Annotated in this window: 11 protein-coding genes; all 11 read right to left on the bottom strand. The window is 38.5% G+C overall.

The features are described 5' to 3' along the window. Positions 1-3432, bottom strand: coding sequence for a pyruvate carboxylase (locus P3T75_RS05860; RefSeq protein WP_282462449.1), 3432 nt, complete (start codon positions 3430-3432; stop codon positions 1-3). 40 nt (positions 3433-3472) lie between these two features. Then, on the bottom strand, positions 3473-4681 hold the full coding sequence (locus P3T75_RS05855) for an FtsW/RodA/SpoVE family cell cycle protein (RefSeq protein WP_282462448.1): 1209 nt from the start codon (positions 4679-4681) through the stop codon (positions 3473-3475). A gap of 3 nt (positions 4682-4684) precedes the next feature. After that, positions 4685-4975 carry a YlaN family protein gene (locus P3T75_RS05850; protein ID WP_206903699.1) on the bottom strand — a complete coding sequence of 97 codons (291 nt, stop codon included), beginning with the start codon at positions 4973-4975 and terminating at the stop codon, positions 4685-4687. A gap of 306 nt (positions 4976-5281) precedes the next feature. Next, the gene (gene typA / locus P3T75_RS05845) at positions 5282-7120 is read right to left on the bottom strand and encodes a translational GTPase TypA (protein WP_173103186.1); all 1839 of its coding nucleotides are present in this window, start codon (positions 7118-7120) and stop codon (positions 5282-5284) included. A gap of 148 nt (positions 7121-7268) precedes the next feature. After that, positions 7269-8033 (bottom strand): inositol monophosphatase family protein, encoded by a 765-nt coding sequence (locus P3T75_RS05840; RefSeq protein ID WP_282462447.1) that lies wholly within the window; start codon positions 8031-8033, stop codon positions 7269-7271. 2 nt (positions 8034-8035) lie between these two features. Next, positions 8036-8311: a UPF0223 family protein gene (locus P3T75_RS05835; RefSeq protein WP_206903701.1), complete on the bottom strand. Its 276-nt coding sequence runs from the start codon at positions 8309-8311 to the stop codon at positions 8036-8038. Positions 8312-8410: 99 nt separating this feature from the next. Further along, on the bottom strand, positions 8411-9817 hold the full coding sequence (gene lpdA, locus P3T75_RS05830; RefSeq protein ID WP_206903702.1) for a dihydrolipoyl dehydrogenase: 1407 nt from the start codon (positions 9815-9817) through the stop codon (positions 8411-8413). 7 nt (positions 9818-9824) lie between these two features. Further along, positions 9825-11453: a dihydrolipoyllysine-residue acetyltransferase gene (locus P3T75_RS05825; RefSeq protein ID WP_282462446.1), complete on the bottom strand. Its 1629-nt coding sequence runs from the start codon at positions 11451-11453 to the stop codon at positions 9825-9827. A 47-nt stretch (positions 11454-11500) separates the two neighbouring features. Then, a complete protein-coding gene (locus tag P3T75_RS05820; protein WP_173103191.1) occupies positions 11501-12478 on the bottom strand; it encodes an alpha-ketoacid dehydrogenase subunit beta in 978 nt (325 codons plus the stop codon). 2 nt (positions 12479-12480) lie between these two features. Then, positions 12481-13596: a pyruvate dehydrogenase (acetyl-transferring) E1 component subunit alpha gene (gene pdhA / locus P3T75_RS05815; RefSeq protein ID WP_396140026.1), complete on the bottom strand. Its 1116-nt coding sequence runs from the start codon at positions 13594-13596 to the stop codon at positions 12481-12483. Between the two features lie 300 nt (positions 13597-13896). Beyond that, positions 13897-16488 carry a magnesium-translocating P-type ATPase gene (mgtA, locus tag P3T75_RS05810; RefSeq protein WP_282462445.1) on the bottom strand — a complete coding sequence of 864 codons (2592 nt, stop codon included), beginning with the start codon at positions 16486-16488 and terminating at the stop codon, positions 13897-13899. Positions 16489-16643 lie beyond the last annotated feature (155 nt).

Here is a 16643-nt window from a genome sequence, read left to right as displayed (position 1 = left end):
CTAACTTTCAGTAATTTCAATTAATAGATCGTCTTGGGCGATAGGCTCGCCACTAGACACATAAATATGCTTGACGACACCATCAAAACGGGCTTCAATTGCCGTTTCCATTTTCATGGCTTCTGTAATCAATAAGGTATCACCTTGTTTCACTTTATCGCCTTTTTTCACTAGAACTTCTAACACCGAACCAGGCATCGTAGCCCCAATTTGTTCTTTGTTGGTTGGTTCTGCTTTTTGTTTGGTTTGGACTGAACTGATAATTGATGTATCTTTAACCACTACTTCCCGGCGTTGTCCGTTTAAGTTAAAGAATAAAACACGATTTCCTTCAATATCTGGTTCACCAATCTCATCAAGGCGAATGATTAAAATTTTACCTTTTTCAATTTCGACATTAATTGTTTCTCCTAAGCGCATGCCTTGGAAAAATGTTGGTGTATCTAAAACCGTAATATCAGCAAATTTTTCATAAGCAGAACGGTAATCTAGAAAAACTTGCGGATACATTAAATAACTCAATACTTCTTCATTTTTTGGTTCATAGCCAATTTTTTTTGCTAATTCTTTTTTGACTTTTTCAAAATTGACAGGTTCAGCTAATGATCCTGGACGTACTGTGAAGGCTGGCCGGCCTTTTAAGATGATTTTTTGCAGCTCTGCTGGGAATCCACCAACTGGTTGCCCAAGCTCCCCTTGGAAAAACGTAATCACTGATTCTGGGAAGTTGTATTCATCACCACGATCATAAACATCTTTTTCACTTAAATTATTTTGTACCATGAATAACGCCATATCCCCTACAACTTTTGAAGATGGGGTTACTTTCACGATATCACCAAACATTAAATTAACGGTTTGATACATCTCTTTGATTTCATCCCAGCGCTCTTCTAAACCAACTGCTTTTGCTTGTTGTTGCAAGTTGGAATATTGACCTCCTGGCATTTCATGTTTGTAAACTTCTGTTTGTGGTGCATTTAAGCCACTTTCAAAAGGTTTATAAAACATGCGAACATCTTCCCAGTAATGATTTAACTGTTGGGCATTGTCAATATTGATTTCTGGCTGTCTTTCATCTTGATCTAAAGCAAAGTACAAACTGTTCATACTTGGCTGACTAGTTGAAGAACTCATTGCACTGGTGGCAACGTCCACGATATCAACGCCGGCTTGTGTCGCAGCCGAATATGTGATGATACCATTGCCGCTAGTATCATGCGTATGCAAATGAATTGGCAAAGAAACGGTAGCTTTTAATTCACTGACTAAACGATAAGCTGCTCGTGGTTTTAACAAGCCCGCCATATCTTTGATTGCAATGATATGCGCTCCGGCCTGCTCCAATTCTTTGGCCATATTTTTATAGTAATCCACATTATATTTAGCACGGCTTGGATCGTTTAAATCCCCTGTATAACAAATCGCAGCTTCAGCAATTTTGCCATTGTCGCGGACTGCTTGAATACTTTTTTCCATTTGCGGCAACCAATTTAAGCTATCAAAAATCCGGAAAACATCAATTCCTTGCTTAGCGGCTTCTTTAATAAATTCAGCAATAACATTATCTGGATAATTAGAATACCCGACCGCATTGGAGCCTCTAAACAACATCTGAAATAATGTATTTGGCATTAATTTGCGCAATGTTTTTAGGCGTACCCAAGGGTCTTCATTTAAAAAGCGGTAGGCGACATCAAAAGTAGCGCCTCCCCACATCTCTGCAGAAAACAATTCTGGTAAAGCAATTTGGGTTTTAGCTGCTATTTTTTCAAAATCATGGGTTCTTACCCGCGTTGCTAAAAGACTTTGATGAGCATCTCGAAAAGTCGTGTCCGTTAATAATAGTTTCTTTTGATCTTTAACCCAATTAACGACAGCATCCGCGCCTTTGTCATCTAAGATGTTTTTGGCACTTAAAATATTTTTTTTAGGTTCAATCAATTTATGGGGAAGTCTCGCTTCTCCATAATATTTCTTTTTATTTTTTTCAATACCAGGAAAACCATTGATGGTAATTTCACTGATGTACTTCATTGTTTTATTCCCACGATCTCGTGTTGAAGGAAAAATAAACAATGCCGGTGTATTGTCAATAAAGGTCGTTTTCGCATCACCACTTTGAAATTCAGGATGGTTAATGACATTTGACATAAAAGGCATATTGGTTTTCACACCGCGAATCCGAAATTCCCGCAAACAACGTTGCATTTTTTGAATTGCCTGTTCAAAAGTACTAGCGTGTGTACAGACTTTCACCAATAACGAGTCAAAGTAAGGCGTAACAATCGCACCAGCATAGGCATTGCCTACATCAAGTCGCACGCCAAAACCACCAGGAGAACGATACGTATCAATTTTACCTGTATCGGGCATGAAATTGTTAACCGGATCTTCTGTTGTGATCCGACATTGAATCGCTGCACCTTTATAAGTGATTGCTTCTTGCTTTGGAATTCCAATTTCTGTATGCAAATTTTTACCTTCTGCAATTAGAATTTGAGATGTGACAATATCAATATCTGTAATCATCTCGGTAATGGTGTGTTCAACTTGAACACGAGGGTTAACTTCAATGAAATAAAATTGATCTTCTTCAACTAAGAACTCAACTGTCCCAGCATTAATGTAGCCAACATGTTTCATCAACTGCACAGCTGCTTGACAAATTTCTTCACGTTTAGCGTCATTTAAAGAAACACATGGTGCTACTTCTACTACTTTTTGATGGCGTCGTTGAACAGAACAATCCCGTTCAAATAAATGAACAATATTGCCATGATTATCTCCTAAGATTTGAACCTCGATATGTTTAGGATTGCCAATATATTTTTCAACATAGACTTCATCACTACCAAAAGCGGCTTTGGCCTCACTTTTTGCTCGTTCATAGCCATCTTTTGCCTCTTTTTCATCATGAGCTACCCGCATTCCACGACCGCCGCCACCTAAAGCAGCTTTAATCATAATCGGATAGCCATGAGTTGCAGCAAACGCTAAAACCTCATCAATTGAAGCTACTGGTCCATCAGTCCCAGGAATCGATTGAATACCAGCCGCAATCGCTGCTTCTTTGGCTTTAATTTTGTCACCAAAAATATCAAGATGGTGAACGCTTGGCCCAATGAATACCAATCCTTCTTCGGCACAACGTTTGGCAAATGCTAAATTTTCAGAAAGGAAGCCATAACCTGGGTGGATTCCTTCTGCACCGGATTCTTTTGCAATTCGAATAATATCTTCAATATCCAAATACGCATCGATTGGTTTTTTCCCCTTGCCAACTAAATAAGCTTCATCAGCTTTAAAACGATGAACTGAGTATTCATCTTCGGCAGCATAAATACCCACCGTCCCTATTTGTAATTCTGAGCAGGCACGGAAAACACGAATGGCAATTTCACCACGGTTAGCAACGAGAATTTTTTTCATCAAACCACTCCTTGAGATTTAATCTATTGTTAGCTGAAAATCAGCTTAACTCATTTTTTTGCGGTAACCTTTTTTTCATCGGCTTACTTGTTGTAATACCATACTGCTTTTTCTTTTCATCCGCACTAATATTTAGTGCAAAACCAACACAGATAGAAAGCATTAAAAGCGATGATCCCCCTTGACTTAAAAAGGGAAAAGTAATCCCAGTCAAAGGAATGATACCGGTAATTCCCCCTAAGTTAACAAAAACCTGAATCAAAAATAGTGAGCCAATCCCAATACACATCATCGAATTAAAGGCATCACTTGAGCGGATTCCCACTAGAAAAATCCGCGCAATCATGTAAAACAACAAGGCTAAAACCAACAACGCTACAATCAAACCTAATTCTTCTATTACAATTGCAAAAATATAATCGGTGTGGGCAAATTTCAAAAAGCCTTTTTTCTGAATGCTATTGCCCAAACCACGGCCAAAAAGTCCCCCATTATAAATGGCATAATAACCATTTACCATTTGATGCCCTAAATTAAACTCATCTTTAAAGGGATTTTGATAAATCGCAAAGCGACTATAAACATGTGCTGGGATTAATTTACCTTTAGTCAAATTAATCAACTGAATCACACCAAAAGAGCCCACTACACCAACAATTCCTAAAACTAATGTATACAAGTAGTTAATCCCACTTGCCATAATGACAGAAAAAGCAATCAGGGTAATGACAGCCGCATTCCCAAAGTCAGGCAATAGGGCAATTAAAAGCAACCCGAAAATAACATAGACTAATGGTCGAAAAACTGTGTTTAAAAAAGTCTGACCTTGAATAGTTTTTTGCCGCGTTGAAAGCTTCAACGCTAAAAACCAAATCGTTGTAATTTTAAAAAACTCTGCTGGCTGAATATTAACCGGACCAAAAGACAACCAACCTTTTGCACCATTAACTTCTTTACCAATTACTAAAACGACTAAAAGTAATACGATCACAATGATCATTGCCATGGAGGCAAATGCTTTATTGCGAATAACATCTGTTTTCATCTTGTAAATAAAACTGATGGCCACCAAACTTAAAAGCCAAAAAACAGCTTGGTTGATGACCGAACTCATAAAATTCTGACCTTGTTCAACTAAAAGATAAGAAGTTGAACTAAATACCATCACCAAACCCAAAACACATAAAATGAGGTAAGGAATTAGAATACTATAATCCAACAGGTGACGTTTCTTTATTTTTTGTGGCAAGGCTTACGCCTCCTTGTTCGTCTTTTGATCTTCGTAAACCTCAGAATATAAGCGATTTAATTCTCTTTCCAAATCACTCAATAACTGATGCCCTTCATCACTTTTTATGATGCCTAGGCGCACCGCGAAGGTTACTTGACGAGACAAGCCGTACATTTGTGTATCAACCACTTCCTCAAAAGCTTTACATTGAGAAATACATAAACTATTTTTTTGATTGCGAATTAATTTTTTAATGCGGTCGGCATCTTGCATCAATAATTCCAAAGCAAATTCATGAGAAATTGAATCCATCTCTAATCCAACCTTTCTTTCTTAGTTTCATTATTATAGCATAATCCCCAATTGATTGGGACAAAATACTGGAAAGCTTCGTAAAATTTTCACGAAAGCCATGATAAAGCCGAACATTTTCCGCAAAACTCTCTTCGTCGTTTCTAATCTCACACATCGTGAAACAATGATTGTTTGTGGAACAAAAAACCGAATAATAAACTTCCTAATCTAACAATATACGCAAAAACATTGTTAAATTAACTTTTAACACCAAAAACTTTTCCACAAAAAAACCAAACCTCAAGAAAAGGTTTGGCTAAAAAATTATTTGTCTGCAGTTTTTTTCTTTTTCGCAGCTTTTTCACGTTCGTTTTTATTTAAGATTTGTTTACGTAAACGAATACTTTCTGGCGTTACTTCACAATATTCATCATCATTTAGAAACTCTAAAGATTCTTCTAATGTTAAAATACGTGGTTTTTTAATGACAGAAGTTTGGTCTTTGGTTGCAGAACGGACGTTAGTCATTTGTTTTGCTTTAACGATATTAACCGCTAAGTCATTATCCCGAGAATTTTCACCGACGATCATACCTTCGTATACTTCAGTACCTGGTTCAACAAAGACAGTTCCACGTTCTTCAACAGACATAATAGAGTAAGTTGTTGCTTTCCCGTTTTCCATCGAAACCAAAGCACCATGGTGGCGTCCACCAATTGTACCTTGAATCATTGGCAAGTATTGATCAAACGTATGGTTCATAATCCCATAACCTCGTGTCATGGATAAAAATTCAGTTGTAAAACCAATTAAACCACGAGCAGGCGCTAAGAAAACTAAACGAATTTGACCATTGCCGACGTGAATCATATCTTGCATTTCTGCCTTACGTTGACCCAACGCTTCAATCACAGAACCCATATATTCTTCTGGAGTATCAATTTGTACCCGTTCAAAAGGCTCACATTTTACGCCATCTACGATACGTTCAATAACTTCAGGACGAGATACTTGCAACTCGTAACCTTCACGACGCATATTTTCAATCAAAATAGACAAGTGTAATTCACCACGACCAGAAACAGTCCAAGCATCTGGTGCAATTGGATCTACTCGTAAAGAAACGTCAGTTTGCAATTGAGACATCAAACGTTCTTCAATTTTACGAGCTGTTACCCATTTTCCTTCACGACCAGCAAATGGTGAGTTATTCACCAAGAAAGTCATTTGTAAAGTTGGTTCGTCAATGTGCAGGATAGGTAGCGCATCTTGATGTTCAACCGGTGTTACTGTTTCACCGACGAAAATATCTTCCATACCAGAAACCGCAATTAAATCGCCAGCTTTAGCTTCTTTAATTTCCAAACGTTTCAAACCGAAGAAACCAAATAATTTAGTAACACGGAAGTTTTTAATTGTACCGTCTAATTTAATTAAAGATACTTGATCACCAACCGCGATTTTCCCACGGAAGACACGACCAATTCCGATACGACCAACGTAATCATTATAATCAAGTAAAGAAACTTGGAATTGCAATGGTTCATCACTGTTGTCAATTGGAGCTGGGATGTGCTCAATAATTGTGTCAAAAATTGGCGACATCGTATGTTCTTGTTGACTTGGATCATCAGATAAACTAGAAGTTCCGTTTACAGCAGAAGCATAAATCACTGGGAATTCCAATTGATCTTCATCTGCACCTAATTCGATGAATAATTCTAAAACTTCATCGACAACTTCTGCCGGACGTGCTGAGTCTTTGTCAATTTTATTTACAACTACAATTGGTGTTAAATGTTGTTCTAAAGCTTTTTTCAACACAAAACGTGTTTGGGGCATGGTACCTTCGTATGCATCAACAACTAAAACAACACCGTCAACCATTTTCATGATTCGTTCTACTTCACCACCGAAGTCCGCGTGTCCCGGTGTGTCCATAATGTTAATTTTAGTACCTTGATATTCGACGGCAGTATTCTTTGCCAAAATCGTAATACCACGTTCTTTTTCCAAGGCGTTGGAGTCCATGGCACGCTCTTCTAAGTGTGTGTGGCTGTCTAGGGTATCGGATTGTTTCAATAATTCATCTACGAGTGTCGTTTTACCATGGTCAACGTGGGCGATAATGGCCACATTGCGAATATCATTTCTTAATTTCAATTTATCTGGCTCCTTTAATCTTGTGTATAATCTGACGGCTCATTATAACAGATTATCTTTCTGAAATATAGTGAAAACTTTCAAAAAAACGCAATCTTATCGCTAAGTTTTGTGAATCTGTTAAAAAAAGCCTAGTGTTCTGGGGTTTTCAACCCTTAATTTCCATAATATTTTCATAAGCTTTGGGAGTTGCTGCGACAAAAAGTTCCCGGCCCGCCAGTTTTAAGGCTTCACCATTTATATTAGACATGCGTAGTCCCAATTCTTCAATCAAAACACCGCCGGCAGCATAGTCCCAAGGAGCCAAACGTGAGATATAAGCCGCTCTTCTTCCCATTGCCAGACCAATTAACTCATAGCCTGCACAACCTGTCATACGTACGCCTAGGGCAATTTCTCCCATCTTTTGCACGTGCCAACTGTCTTTTTGATACATTACGTGGTTTAAGCCAATTAAGCCTTCAGATAAGGCAATATCTTTTGGTGCATCGATTTTTTTATCATTGCAATACACACCAATACCGCGACCGCCCCACAAAAATTCATTTTTCATGACATCATAAACAAAGCCCAATTTTCCTACACCATTTTCATAGACTGCTACCATAATACAAAAGTTTTCTTGTTCCAAAACAAAATTCATCGTACCATCGATTGGATCAATGACAAAAACACGCCCGCTAAAATCATCTAGGTTATCTTTCCCATTTTCTTCGCCTAAAATTTTTGCCTCAGGATCAAAATTCATAATTCGTTGTGTCAGAAATTCTTGGGTTGCTTTATCCAAATTTGTGACTAAATCTGTGCGACCGCTCTTTGTATCGATGACTAAATCATCTGCTTGAAAACTTTTTTTGATAACTTCGCCAGCTTCATAAATCCAAGTTTTAATTTCATTTACCATTGCTTCCATATCTAATTGGTCACCTTCAACTTTCCTTTGGGATTTTCCTTGGCCACCTTTACTGTATGGTATAAGGAATACCCTGATAAAGTTTCAAATTCTTTGCCCAAGCGACGTTCCTCTCCAATACTTGGAACAACTTTTTTAAACTGTTGATAAACCGCCAAAAAACTTTCGGCTGTAGTGCCTTTTTCGTATGCAACTTCTAGTGTTTCCCACATTTTCATGACAACCACCATCTCCTGTGTTGTCCAAGACAAATCAAGAGGATATTGATATTCCCGCATATATTTCACCTCTAGGTTAGTTTAGCATAGGAGATGATACAAAGAAAAGAGCTGCACCAGATATGGCGCAGCTCCAATTTAAGCGTTTTAAAGTTTACTTTAAATATGGATTGGCATACCCAAAGCAAGTTCTGACGCGTCCATAACAATTTCCCCTAGTGATGGATGTGGATGAATCGTCAAGGCGATATCTTCTGCATTCATGCCAGATTCAATTGCCAAAGCAAGTTCTGAAACCATATCACTAGCACCCACACCAGCAAGTTGTGCACCGATTAAAACGTTATCTTCAACCGTTGTTACCAAGCGGATGAAGCCTTCTGTTTTACCTAAAGACAACGCACGCCCATTGCCAGAAAATGGGAATTTAAAGGCTTTTGCTTCTAGACCAGCTTCTTTTGCTTCAGCAATCGTCATCCCAACAGAAGCAAGTTCTGGATCTGTAAAGGCAACGGCTGGCATTGCTTTGTAGTCAACCGCAACTTTTTTACCACTAATTGCTTCAGCAGCAATTTTTGCTTCATAGCTCGCTTTATGCGCTAAAGCGGCTCCAGGAACGATATCACCAATAGCAAAAATGTTGGAAACATTCGTTCTTCCTTGTTTATCAACTGTAATTAAGCCTCGTTCGCCGATTTCAACACCAGCTTGTTCTAAACCTAATTCATCCGTATTTGGACGACGACCGACAGTAACCATTACATAGTCTGCTGTGATGCTTTCTTCTTTACCATCCACAGCATATTTAATTGTAACACTATCCCCATTGTCAACCGCTTCTTTAGCCATTGCATTGGTAATAACCGTCATACCTTTTTTCTTAAATTCATCTTCAACAATTTTAACCATATCTTTTTCATAAGTTGGTAAAATCTGTGGTGAACCTTCTAAAATAGTGACATTCGCGCCTAGGTTAGCATATGCGCCACCTAATTCAGCACCAATAACACCACCGCCGATGATAACAAAGTTTTTAGGTACTTCTTTTAATGCTAAACCGCCAGTAGAATCTAATACGCGACCGCCAAATTTGAAACCAGGAATTTCAATTGGACGTGAACCAGTCGCAACGATTGCATTATTGAAAGAATATGTTTGCGCAGAGTCTGGATGCATTACACGTAACGTGTGATCATCAACAAAATATGCTTCGCCTTCCAAAACTTCAACTTTGTGTTTTTTAAGTAAGAAACCAACACCACTAGTCAATTTGTTCACAACACCGTTTTGTTTCCATTCTTGGGTAGCAGCAAAATCTAATGTCACGTTTTCGCTTGAAACACCAAATAATTTAGAGTCCAATGATTCTTGATAATGATGTCCAGCAGAAATTAACGCTTTTGAAGGAATACATCCCACGTTTAAGCAGACACCGCCAATGTATTCTTTTTCCACAATGGCAACTTTTTGTCCCATTTCGGCAGCCCGGATGGCGGCAACATAGCCACCAGGTCCAGCTCCGATTACAACTGTATCTAATTCGATAGCGAAATCTCCAACTACCATGAGTCTATCATCCTTCCATTAACATTAGCTCTGGGTTAGCTAACAAGCGTTTAATATTATTCATTGCTTTTTGAGCAGTCGCGCCATCGACGATGCGGTGGTCAAAACTTAATGAAAGTTTCATAACGCGGCCAACTACGATTTCACCCTCAGCATTAACAACTGGTTGTTGTGCAATTGTACCTACACCTAAAATGGCAACTTCTGGGTAATTAATAACCGGAGTAAAGAATCCTCCACCAACCGAACCGATATTGCTGATTGTAATTGTGCCATTACGCATATCATCAGCAGCAAGTTTACCGTCATGAGCCAATTGGGCTTTGTCGTTAATTTCATCAGCAATTGCAAACATACCTTTTTGATCTGCATTTTTAACATTTGGTACGTATAAACCATGATCTGTATCGGTTGCAATCCCAATATTATAGTAATGTTTGTAAACAATTTCTTGTTTTGCATCATCAATAGAAGCATTCAAAACTGGGAATTTCTTAGCCGTAGCAGTCAACGCTTTGACAACGTAAGGTAAAAATGTCAACTTAGTGCCATTTTCAGCAGCTACTTCTTTAAATTTCTTACGGTGATCCCAAAGTGCAGAAACTTCTACTTCATCATGTAATGTGACATGAGGTGCTGTTTGTTTGCTTGTAACCATTGCTTTAGCAATTGCTTTACGTGTTGGTGTTAAAGCAACGCGCTCTTCCATGTCGCCCATGTTTGAAGTGAAGGCTTTTGGTGCCGGTGCCGCTTTAGCAGCTACTTGACTTTGTTGTACGTCAGTTGCTTGTGTAGAAGTCGTTGCGGCAGCTGCAGCTGAAGTGTTGCCATTTAAGAAGTTATCAATATCTTCTTTTGTTACACGTCCGCCTTTACCTGTAGCTGTTACTTGTGTAATATCAACATCTTTTTCGCGAGCATATTGACGAACTGACGGCATCGCTAAGACACGTTTATTCGGATCAGCTGCTTTGACAACACTACTTGTAAGTGAAGCTTCAGGAGTTGCAGCTTCACTTACAGGTGCTGCAGGTGCAGATTTCGGTGCATCATTGTGTCCTGGTGCATCGATTTCAACTAATACATCCCCAACATTTGCTACTGTCCCTTCTGAGACAAGAATGTTTTTAACTGTACCTGTAACAGGTGATGGAATTTCTTCGACTGATTTATCATTTTGTACTTCTAATAATGTATCATCTTCATTGATTGTATCGCCAGGTTTAACAAACCATTTTACGATTTCGCCCTCTGCAATACCTTCGCCGATGTCTGGTAATTTGAATTGATAAACACCACTACTTGCTGCTGAAGTTTGCTCGGTAGGTACCGCAGCAGGTTGCGCTGGGGTTTGTTCCGTCGCAGCTACGCCACTATCACCTTCATTATCTTCATGCCCAGGAGCATCGATTTCAACCAATACATCGCCAACATTTGCTACTGTTCCTTCTGGTACAATAATATTTTTAACTGTACCTGTAACAGGTGACGGAATTTCTTCGACTGATTTATCATTTTGTACTTCTAATAACGTATCATCTTCGTTAATTGTATCGCCAGGTTTAACGAACCATTTTACGATTTCGCCTTCTGCAATACCTTCGCCGATGTCCGGTAATTTAAATTGAAAAGCCATTTATAATCTTTCCTTCCTGAAAATAGAATTCATAAGCTTACGTCTAATTAAAAGTTGACGATTTCTTTTACTTTTGCTTCGATATCCGCAGCATTTGGTAACCAAATATTTTCAGCTTGACCAAACGGGAAGACTGTATCTGGCGCTGAAACGCGACCAACAGGAGCTTCAAGAGATAAAACAGCTCGTTCAGAGATTTCAGAAACAACTTGAGCACCAACGCCAGCTTGTTTTTGTGCTTCTTGCACGACAACGACGCGGCCGGTTTTTTCAACAGATGCGATAATTGTTTCAATATCTAAAGGTGCGACAGTACGAAGATCGATAATTTCAGCATCGATATTTTCTTTAGCTAAATTGTCTGCAGCTTTAATTGCTTCACGAACCATTGCACCATAAGTAATAATTGAAACATCTTTACCTTCACGAGTTACAGCTGCTTTGTCCAAAGGAACTTCATAAGCTTCATCTGGCACTTCATCACGGAATGAACGATAAAGTTTCATATGTTCCAAAAAGACAACGGGATCATTACTGCGAATTGAAGCAATCAATAAACCTTTGGCATCATAAGGATTTGATGGAATAACGACCCGCAAACCAGGAGATTGCGCCATTAAACCTTCCAAATTATCTGAGTGAAGTTCAGGTGTGTGCACACCACCACCAAATGGAGAACGAATGGTGATTGGCAAATTACGTGTCCCGCCCATACGGTAACGTGTCCGCGCCATTTGGCCTACGATTTCATCCATTACTTCAAAAACAAAACCAAAGAACTGAATTTCAGGGACTGGACGGAAGCCTTCAAGAGCTAAACCAAAAGCCAAACCACCAATACCAGATTCTGCTAACGGTGTATCGAAAACGCGATCTTCACCATATTTTTCTTGCAAACCTTCTGTTGCGCGGAACACCCCACCATTTTTACCTACGTCTTCACCAAATACTAAGACATTTTCGTCAGCACCTAATTCCAAACTCAATGCGTCGGTGATCGCTTGGATCATTGTTTTTTGCGCCATGACTATTTCGACTCCTTCGCTTCATAAAATGCAATTTGTTCTTTAATACTTTGAGGTTGTACTTCATACATACTCTTCAAGAAATCAGAAACTTTTTGTTTTGGTACACGGTCAGCTTCAGCAATAGCTGTTTTGATTTCTTCTTTTGTTTTTTCAATGACTTCTTCTTCTTTAGCTTCTGACCAAAGTCCTTTTTCAGTCAAATAGTTACGCATCCGAATCAATGGATCTTTTTGTTGCCATTCATTGTCTAAATCTTTTGAGCGGTAACGTGTTGGATCGTCCCCAGAAAGAGTATGCGGACCATAACGATACGTTAATGTTTCAATTAAAACAGGTCCGTTACCAGCAGCGGCCCATTCTCTAGCAGCTTTAGAAACTGTATAAACAGCAAGTGCATCCATACCGTCTACTTGAATTCCTGGGATACCAGCAGCTGCTGCTTTTTGTGCTAATGTTTTTGCAGCGGTTTGTTTTTCCCGCGGTGTTGAAATGGCAAAACCATTATTTTGAATATAGAAAACTGCATTAGCGTGGTAAGCACCTGCAAAGTTGATTGCTTCATAAAAATCACCTTGAGATGAACCACCATCACCAGTGTATACAAACGTAACATTTTTACTATTGCGTTTTTTAAGACCTAAGGCAACACCGGCAGCTTGTACATATTGTGCCCCAATAATAATTTGTGGTGGCATTGCATGTAAATCTGCTGGATATAAATTACCTGCAACATGTCCACGAGACCATAAAAATGCTTCTTTCAATGGTAAGCCGTGTTGCACAAGTTGTGGTACGTCACGATAACCTGGAAACAGGCGATCTTCTTTTTCAAAAGCAAAGTGACTTGCTAATTGACTTGCTTCTTGTCCTGCAGTTGGTGCGTAAAAGCCTAGACGCCCTTGTCGGTTTAATGCAGTTGAACGTTGATCCAAAACGCGTGACCACACCATTTGTGTCATCAACGCAACTAATTCATCATCGCTTAAGTCAGGGATTAAATCTTTATTAACCACCTTACCGTCCTTGTCTAATGCCTGATACGTTGGAAAATCAGCATTGATCTCATCCAAAATCTTTTGGAAATCGATTACATTCTTTGCCATTTTATTATCCATTCCTCTCCTAAATAAATGACCCTAAGTATAACAGCATAATATTCTGTATTAGGTAATTCGTAAAACTTACATCACTAAGCTATCATTTATCTGAAATAAATACAACTAAGACGCTCACTAAATCACGAAATAAAAATTCGTTAAAACAGCTTAATATCAAATTATTTTTGTGAATTCCATCACATTTGTGAAGCGCTTTTAAAAATTCTAGATTTCATTTGACAAAAATCCAATTAATTGCTAATACAGCAAGATATTAAAAATGCGACAGTTACAGAAGTAACTGCCGCATTTATTTCTTTATACCCACTCAGAAGTGAATTTAATGTAAAGTCGTTTCGCAATTTCAATCACAATCAGGTAACCTATGATGATTAAAATGAACCAACCCCAATAATTCGCAGGTAACATCACAAAATCAAAAACACTTCGTAATGGGGATAAAACTAATACAAAACCTGTTACAATTGCTAAAAGACTAGTCAAAATAACTGGTAAGGAAGCCCGACTTTGAATAAAGGGTACTTTTCTAGTGCGAACCATATGAACAACTAAGGTCTGCGTCGTTAAACCGACTAAAAACCAGCCTGTTTGGAAAAGGCTTTGTTCTGCAACTGTATTTGCACCTAGAACAAACCACATTACCAAAAAAGTCAAAATATCAAAAATACTAGAAACCGGACCGATGGAAACGGTAAATTTAAACAAATCACCAATTTCCCAACGCACAGGTTTTACTAACTCTTCTTCATCTACATTATCCCAAGGAATTGTCAATTGTGCCATATCATAAATCAAATTTTGTACCAATAATTGCATCGAAAGCATCGGCAAGAAAGGTAAAAAAGCACTTGCTACTAAAATTGAAAAGACATTGCCAAAGTTTGAACTGATCGTAAACTTAATGTATTTCATCATGTTAGAAAAAACCCGACGGCCTTCAATGACCCCTGTTTCCAACACATTTAGGCTTTTTTCTAACAAAATAATTGAACTGGCATCTTTGGTGATATCGGCTGCTGTATCCACGGAGATACCAACATCAGCTTTTCTTAACGCTGGTGCATCATTAATGCCATCCCCCATAAAACCAACGGTGTGACCTTTTCGTTGAATGACTTCAATTAGCCGGGATTTTTGCATGGGATTTAATTTGGCAAATAAATTCGTTTCATCCACTTGCGCCATCAATTCTTCATCTGATAAAGCTTCAACATCTGTCCCTAACAAAATATTGGTAACACCAATGCCTACATCTTGGCAAACTTTTTTGGCAACGATAGCATTATCGCCGGTTAAAACTTTTACTGAAACACCGTGTGCATGTAGCGACTTAATGGCAGAAATCGCCGATTCTTTGGCTGGATCTAAAAAGCCCATAAATCCGATTAAGGTCATATCTTTTTCATCTGAAACCGAATAATTCGCATCACTGTGGGCATCTCTTTTCACCGCCACGGTTAAAACTCGCATCCCTTGTTCGTTCATCTTAATATTCACGTTGCGCATTTTTTCTCTTAATTCATCGTCTAAGAGAACAACTTCACCATCAATTTCAGCATATTTACAAACTTGTTCCATCTCTTCCACAGCACCTTTTGTTACCATGATTTGATGATTATCAGCTTTTACCACGACAGTTAACCGACGACGAGAAAAGTCAAAAGGAATTTCATCGATTTTAACGACATTTTCAAAAGGCAACTGGCAACTATTTTCTTCAAAATAATTTAAAACGGCAATATCCATCAAATTTTTCCAACCGGTTTGATAGTGAGAATTAAGATATGTCATGTTTAGAACAGCTTGATTTTCTTTTCCCATTGGATTTAAATGTTGCACCAAAACTACACGGTCTTCAGTGATTGTACCGGTTTTATCCGTACACAATACATCCATACTGCCTAAATTTTGAATAGAAGGCAACTCTTTTACAATGACTTTTTGTTTGGATAATGCAAGTGCACCTTTGGCTAAATTACTCGTCACAATCATCGGTAACATTTCAGGCGTTAGGCCCACTGCTACGGCAATTGCAAAAAAGAACGCAGAAGTCCAATCTCCTTTTGTTAGGCCGTTAATAAAAAAGACTACCGGAAATAAAACCATTACCATCCGTAATAACAACTTGCTAACCCGAGTCAAACCGATATCAAAAGCTGTTTTTCCACGTTTACTCGTTGCATTTTTGGCAATATCGCCAAAGAAAGTTTGTTGTCCCGTTTTTAAAATGATAATTTTTCCTTGACCACTTAATACATCCGTCCCCATAAATACTAAATCATCTAAGTCTAGTGCAGAAACATCTTCATCTTTTTTAACACCAGCTTCGACAAATTTTTCCACTGGCATTGACTCACCAGTCAAAGAAGATTGATTAACAAATAAATCCTTGGTCCAAATCAAAACAGCATCAGCTGGGATCATGTCACCTGTTGCAAGGGTCACGATATCGCCTGGCACCACTTCATCCATCGGAATTTCTTTGGTGAGCCCATCTCGTGTTACTGCGCAAGTATTTTCGATTAATTCCTTTAATTCTAAACTTGCTTTTTGAGAGCGATATTCTTGCACAAAGGTAATAATGACACTAGCTAAAATCATCACTATCATAACAATGGCTGCCTCATAATCCCTCGTTGCAAATGATACAATGGCCAAAGCCGCCAAAACCAAAACAAAAGGATCTTTAAAGGCTTCTAAAAACAAGAGCCAAGCAGGTGTCGGTTTTTGCGCATCTACCCGATTTTCACCATACTCTTCTAACCGTTTTCTTGCATCTTCAGAAGATAACCCGTTAATAGAGGTTCTCAGCTCCATAAATAATTCTCGTTCTGATAAAAGTGCTAATTTTTTTAATTCTTGTTCTTTTGTGTTTTTTGTAAATAACATGTTTTCTCTCCTTGCCACTAGGAAAGACTCCCGCTTCCCTAGCCATTTTTATTTAGTTTCTGTCGCGAGGGACTGGGGTGTTCCATGTCAATCAACCTTTCTGAACTTTATTTCAAATATTTAGCCGGCAAAGCGTAACCAAAAAAATCTGCTTA

Source organism: Enterococcus montenegrensis, assembly GCF_029983095.1.
In the GTDB taxonomy this organism is placed as follows: domain Bacteria; phylum Bacillota; class Bacilli; order Lactobacillales; family Enterococcaceae; genus Enterococcus_C; species Enterococcus_C montenegrensis.
The sequence above is the reverse complement of the archived record's forward strand: the minus strand, read 5'-3'. Positions and strand labels throughout refer to the sequence as shown.

Excerpts from the sequence above, each read along its gene's own strand:
- P3T75_RS05835 (WP_206903701.1), bottom strand. The coding sequence starts at position 8,311 with ATGCGGGAATATCAATATCCTCTTGATTTGTCTTGGACAACACAGGAG.
- P3T75_RS05825 (WP_282462446.1), bottom strand. The coding sequence starts at position 11,453 with ATGGCTTTTCAATTTAAATTACCGGACATCGGCGAAGGTATTGCAGAA.
- P3T75_RS05860 (WP_282462449.1), bottom strand. The coding sequence starts at position 3,432 with ATGAAAAAAATTCTCGTTGCTAACCGTGGTGAAATTGCCATTCGTGTT.
- P3T75_RS05840 (WP_282462447.1), bottom strand. The coding sequence starts at position 8,033 with ATGGAAGCAATGGTAAATGAAATTAAAACTTGGATTTATGAAGCTGGC.
- mgtA (WP_282462445.1), bottom strand. The coding sequence starts at position 16,488 with ATGTTATTTACAAAAAACACAAAAGAACAAGAATTAAAAAAATTAGCA.
- P3T75_RS05820 (WP_173103191.1), bottom strand. The coding sequence starts at position 12,478 with ATGGCGCAAAAAACAATGATCCAAGCGATCACCGACGCATTGAGTTTG.
- lpdA (WP_206903702.1), bottom strand. The coding sequence starts at position 9,817 with ATGGTAGTTGGAGATTTCGCTATCGAATTAGATACAGTTGTAATCGGA.
- pdhA (WP_396140026.1), bottom strand. The coding sequence starts at position 13,596 with ATGGATAATAAAATGGCAAAGAATGTAATCGATTTCCAAAAGATTTTG.
- P3T75_RS05850 (WP_206903699.1), bottom strand. The coding sequence starts at position 4,975 with ATGGATTCAATTTCTCATGAATTTGCTTTGGAATTATTGATGCAAGAT.